At 42.0% G+C, this 4,784-nt stretch carries 4 protein-coding genes and 1 tRNA gene; all 5 read right to left on the reverse strand.

Annotation, left to right across the window (positions count from 1 at the left end):
- Positions 1 to 334: 334 nt before the first annotated feature.
- Positions 335 to 1,081, reverse strand: coding sequence for a phosphatase (locus AAEZ02_RS21485; protein ID WP_124014151.1), 747 nt, complete (start codon positions 1,079 to 1,081; stop codon positions 335 to 337).
- 374 nt (positions 1,082 to 1,455) lie between these two features.
- Positions 1,456 to 2,064 (reverse strand): flavin reductase family protein, encoded by a 609-nt coding sequence (locus tag AAEZ02_RS21490; RefSeq protein WP_351079380.1) that lies wholly within the window; start codon positions 2,062 to 2,064, stop codon positions 1,456 to 1,458.
- A gap of 474 nt (positions 2,065 to 2,538) precedes the next feature.
- Entirely contained in the window at positions 2,539 to 3,300 is a 762-nt protein-coding gene (locus AAEZ02_RS21495) for a DnaJ domain-containing protein (protein ID WP_351079377.1), read from the reverse strand.
- Between the two features lie 219 nt (positions 3,301 to 3,519).
- A complete protein-coding gene (locus AAEZ02_RS21500) occupies positions 3,520 to 4,218 on the reverse strand; it encodes a VWA domain-containing protein (RefSeq protein WP_124014154.1) in 699 nt (232 codons plus the stop codon).
- A 489-nt stretch (positions 4,219 to 4,707) separates the two neighbouring features.
- A tRNA-Val gene (locus tag AAEZ02_RS21505) sits at positions 4,708 to 4,784 on the reverse strand.

Raw genomic sequence — 4,784 nt, forward strand, 5'->3', positions numbered from 1 at the left:
TCAGCAGAAAACATCGATTAAAACGAAAGTCTTTGAGCTATCAAAGTTTGGTGTGGAAACTGAGAAAAAAGAAGCAGTTTAGTCGTTAAAAGCTAGATTGCAGAAGCCCCGTGATCAGAGCGAAGCGAAGTCGCGGGGTAATTCACTGGCCTACAAAATGCTAAAGCATATGAATTTGTAGAGCTTAATCAATTGGTGCCAAGGTTAACTTATTTGGTTTTGGAATAAATCAATTGTGACGATAGGGTCAATCCCCATTTCAACACCGCCGACGATAACGATCCCTATTGTGCTAAATAGCAGGTTGTTACAGCATATAGAAAACACTTTTAAATCATTCGATTAAAACAGAGTATTCATCAAGTGTTGTATGACCTCTAGCGGACAGAAAGCACAACAAAGCTTCAGGGCTACGATTAAGTAAGCGCTCAATTGGGAAATCTACCGCTTCAATGACCGCTATCGCTTTTTCAAACTCGCCTAAGCTAAAAGCGACATGAGAATCAGATCCCATAACGAGAAGTCCTCCCGCTTTTTTTACAGCATTAGCAATATCAGTGCAGTTGCGTAAACTGCCTTTTCTAGAGGTTAAAAAAGAGGAATTATTTATCTCAAGCGCGACGTTATGTTTGGCTGCTGCAGCGGCGACGCTGTTAATGTCGATGGGATAAGCGGGATTGCCTGGATGAGTAATAATATCGACATGACCACTTTCAATACTGTTGATGAGTGCTCTAGTGTGAGCGTCTTTAGTCGATGGGGGGAAAACCGGTTCATGTAAACCTGCCAGCACGATATCAAGCTCCTGCAAATAATGACCAAAAAAGTCAATTTCGCCATGCTCATTCTTTATATTCGCTTCAATGCCACGGAGCATGCCAATACCGTCAACAATTCTAGGTAACACTCTCATATTCACAAAGTGCCAAAAATGGGGTGCATCAGCCATATCTGGACCATGATCGGTAATGGCGAATAATTTGAGACCTTTCGCCTTTGCAACGGAAAAGTAATCATGCACTGTACTATAGGCGTGAGTTGAAGCTATGGTATGAGCGTGAACATCGACAAGGAATTTCATGACCAGTCTCGTTGTCTGAGTTAAAAACAGTAGACATCAAGTCTACTCTGTTAACAGGCCTTACTCTATGATCTCTCGAGTTTTGTTGTAACAAACTTCATGGCGTTAATTCCTCTCTAGCTTTTCTGTGCGTTTTGTTTACGTTAAATGGTTGAAACAGGGTTATCAAAATAAGTTCAAATAAAAACATTACTTAGATTATGCTAATTTTAAGGCAAGGTAGCGGTGTTTTTCAAGGTAGTGTTCAAACTTATCGCTTCATAAAGCATAAAGTCGGTTGCCTGGTGTGCGCCAAATAGTAGATCTTTTTTAAATTCAAAGTCATTTATTGGTAAGTTAACGTTCAAGTAATGCTTTACACGTTAGTTTATATACTACTTTCTAGCGTAAGGTAAACGCACCAGTTTGTTGCTAGTGTGGTAACTATCAAGCCCTGTAATGGCGACAGTTTCTATGGCTTGCAAGTCTAAAAAGCCATCACTTTGCAGCGCGGCCTCATCTACATACACATCGATAATTTCACCAATTACCAGCTCTGTGCCATTAATGGCTAAGTGTTGATGCTCAATAAATTTAACCGAATATTTTAAGCGACTTTCTTTTACAAATGGGGCTGTAAAATTATTTAAGTACTCGGGTGTTAACCCTGTTGCATCAAACTCTGATTTGTCTTTATCGTAACGGGCGGATGTTTGATGAGCCTGCTTATAAATTAATTTATTGACTTGATTAATAGTATACATACCGGTTTGTAGAATGTTTTCAAAGGTATGTCGAGGGACACTGTGAGGGCGAACGATCATACCGACCAGTGGCGGGTTTGCACCTAAGTGTATAACCGAGCTGACAATAGATAAATTGGTATTGCCTTGTAAGTCTTGTGTACCAATTAAATTAGCGCTTTTAAAACCCGAGAGGGAATTTATTAAATGTGTACGTGTATGTTTTTCAAGTGCGTCTATACGCTCTTTAGTAAAATGCATTAAAACTCCCTCCAACGAAACCGTTGATCCTTGCCAACCTAAATAGGCTATTTTACCTTTTTAGTGTTAAATAATGATAGATGTAAGCTCGCGCTACTGGCACCGAATAAAACCCTTTTGTCATTTTTGACCTTTCAGCGCTTGACGAAATTTGCAATTAAACTTCGCGAGTTTGATACTGGGGAGTATCTACTTGGCAAATAGGACCTGTCCGCAGTCAGCTAAAAACCTATATGTGTTTTACGAGGAAGGATTGCAAATAGATCTATCAAATATTCATAAGGTTAAGCGACTTTAGATTGAGCACAAGCAATTCGTTGCCCCCCGAATATAACGATAAAAATTAAGCACAATAATCAGCTTCACGAACGGCGTTGCCTTACAAGGGCCTTTATTCGAAGCAGGGACAGCCTTGAGAAAAGGTCCAAATAGGCAATAGATAATAGGGAATAGGAAAACATGAGCGTCCTTGGTTTACTTGCCTTTGCGGCTCACAAGCAAATCCTTCGCCTGATTTATTTTTGCGGCCAGATAGTTGCTGCCACCGCGATCAGGATGGAGTTTTTGCATTAGTTTACGATACGCAGCGATAACGTCTTGCTCCGTTGCCGTTTGATCAAGACCCAGGACGGCATAAGCTTCACTTGCCGTCATCTCAGGGCTATCGCTTGGGCGAGCGTGTTGTTCACTCTCTTCAGAATAGTGTCCGGCATTGGCAGCTTCGCGCCAGTCAGAACCATGCTGGCGATCAAGATAGGCAGCCAATACTTCGATCGAATCTGGATATTGTTTATCTGCTAGGCCATACAGAGAAATCAATTCTGACAGACTCAATTCAGACAGGTATTTCCCCTTACCATCAGTCGCCAGTAATTCACCGTCCAAATTGCCACTTTGGTGATCAAGGGTCATTTTGAGCAAGCTGGTTTCAACCGTAGAACGCTTCGATGTATCCGAGCTCTGTGTTGCTTTCGCCTTCTGATAAAGACCTTTCAAAAATGGAAAATAACGTAGCAGTGGAAACAAGCGTTTGGCAAATATCAGTAAACCTGTTCCCAGTGCGGCCAAAATATAAAGCTTTCCCGTGACCGTTAGCAAGATCAGTATTGTAATCAATGCGACCGCAGCCGCTTTCGCCGCGAATATCTTTCTTTGTTGGGGTTTCAGGGCTTGAATATATTGTACTGTGATATAGCCGATGATAATAACCGCTACTAAAACGGCAAGTCTGAACATAAAGTATTCACTTATTTGAGGTATCAGTTAAGTCGTAAAGCCTACACCATTTGTTTTACGGTGTTGCTTTGTCGCCGTGCTTATGTAATCCGAGAGCCTACACGATATTTACGGTGTTGCTTTGTCGCCGTGCTCATGTAATCCGAGAGCCTACTCGATATTTACGGTGTTTATTTTTTCGTTGCAACGGTTGGATTATTTACCGCTCACTAATCACGACTACTTTAATTGCTGTAATAACCGTCTCACGCTCGCATCCTTACTCAACAAATTATTTTTCAAAGCAGATTTTCCGCCCGCAGCATATACCGCAACCGCGGCTAACAACTGACCTAACTGTCTAGCACTACCTTGATCAAACTGGCAATGTGCACCTCCACTCAATGTCGCTAGCTGTGAGAAAATACTGCCAACCTTTGCATTATTTCCTTCTTGAAAAACAAATAAAGGCAGATTGAGTATTCCCAACTGGCCTGCTAAGGCTCCAAGTGAATCTGGGTTTTCTTCAACACTATCACCGACAAATACCAGTGCGTTTACTTTGTTTGCGCGAGTTTCACTCAATGCATGGGATAACACTTTGGCAATCTGGGTTTTCCCGGCCAGGCAGCGAACTGAAAGTAAGGCTTGTTTGATTTCATCGGCGCCGCGTGTCCAGGGAAGTGCTTTAAACTCTCCAAAACCCCGATAATAACAAAGCTGCACACTTAGAGTACTCACCTTATCGGCTTCGGCAAACATAGCCGCATGTTGTTGACTCGCCATATCCCAGCAGTGCTCACGACTTGCTGTGGCATCCATGGCAAATATCAATCTACCCTTGTCTTCGCCAGTGACCCGCGGAGTATTTTTGACTTGGCTAATGAATGCCTGAATATCTTGAGTGCGCGACTTTTTATCAGGGAGCTTTGAGACCATGTGTTATTCCAGTTTCTGCTATATCTAAAGTAAATAATAAACACAAAAATAGAGTAACCTAAATAATGTAAAGTAACAAAATCAGCGCCGCTCAAGATTGCCGCTACTATAAGAACATGTGGCAATAGTAGGGCAAAGAGTCCGTCGTCTAGAAGTCCGACGATACCCCTAATGCCGCCGTGATAAAGAGAGGCTAGTGCTCTAATCAGCTGAGCTATGAGTTTATTAGCTTTTGAATATTAACTATTAATTTTAGACACAAAAAAACCAGCTTTCACTGGCCGTATTCTCTTTTATAAGAGAAATGGTACACCCGAGTGGACTTCGCTTTACCACATGAATACCGACCCCTACCGCCGCAGTTAACTAAGAGAGGGTAGTGCTCTAACCAGCTGAGCTATGGGTTTATTAGCTTGTGAATATTAACTATTAATTTTAGACACAAAAAAACCAGCTTTCGCTGGCCGTATTCTCTTTTTACAAGAGAATTGGTACACCCGAGTGGACTCGAACCACCGACCCCTACCATGTCAAGGTAGTGCTCTAACCAGCTGAGCTACGGGTGT

The sequence above is a fragment of the Shewanella sp. T24-MNA-CIBAN-0130 genome (genome assembly GCF_040310185.1).
In the GTDB taxonomy this organism is placed as follows: Bacteria; Pseudomonadota; Gammaproteobacteria; order Enterobacterales; family Shewanellaceae; genus Shewanella; species Shewanella psychromarinicola.

Coding starts and splice junctions, on each gene's coding strand:
- AAEZ02_RS21495 (WP_351079377.1), bottom strand. CDS start 3,300: ATGTTCAGACTTGCCGTTTTAGTAGCGGTTATTATCATCGGCTATATC.
- AAEZ02_RS21485 (WP_124014151.1), bottom strand. CDS start 1,081: ATGAAATTCCTTGTCGATGTTCACGCTCATACCATAGCTTCAACTCAC.
- AAEZ02_RS21500 (WP_124014154.1), bottom strand. CDS start 4,218: ATGGTCTCAAAGCTCCCTGATAAAAAGTCGCGCACTCAAGATATTCAG.
- AAEZ02_RS21490 (WP_351079380.1), bottom strand. CDS start 2,064: ATGCATTTTACTAAAGAGCGTATAGACGCACTTGAAAAACATACACGT.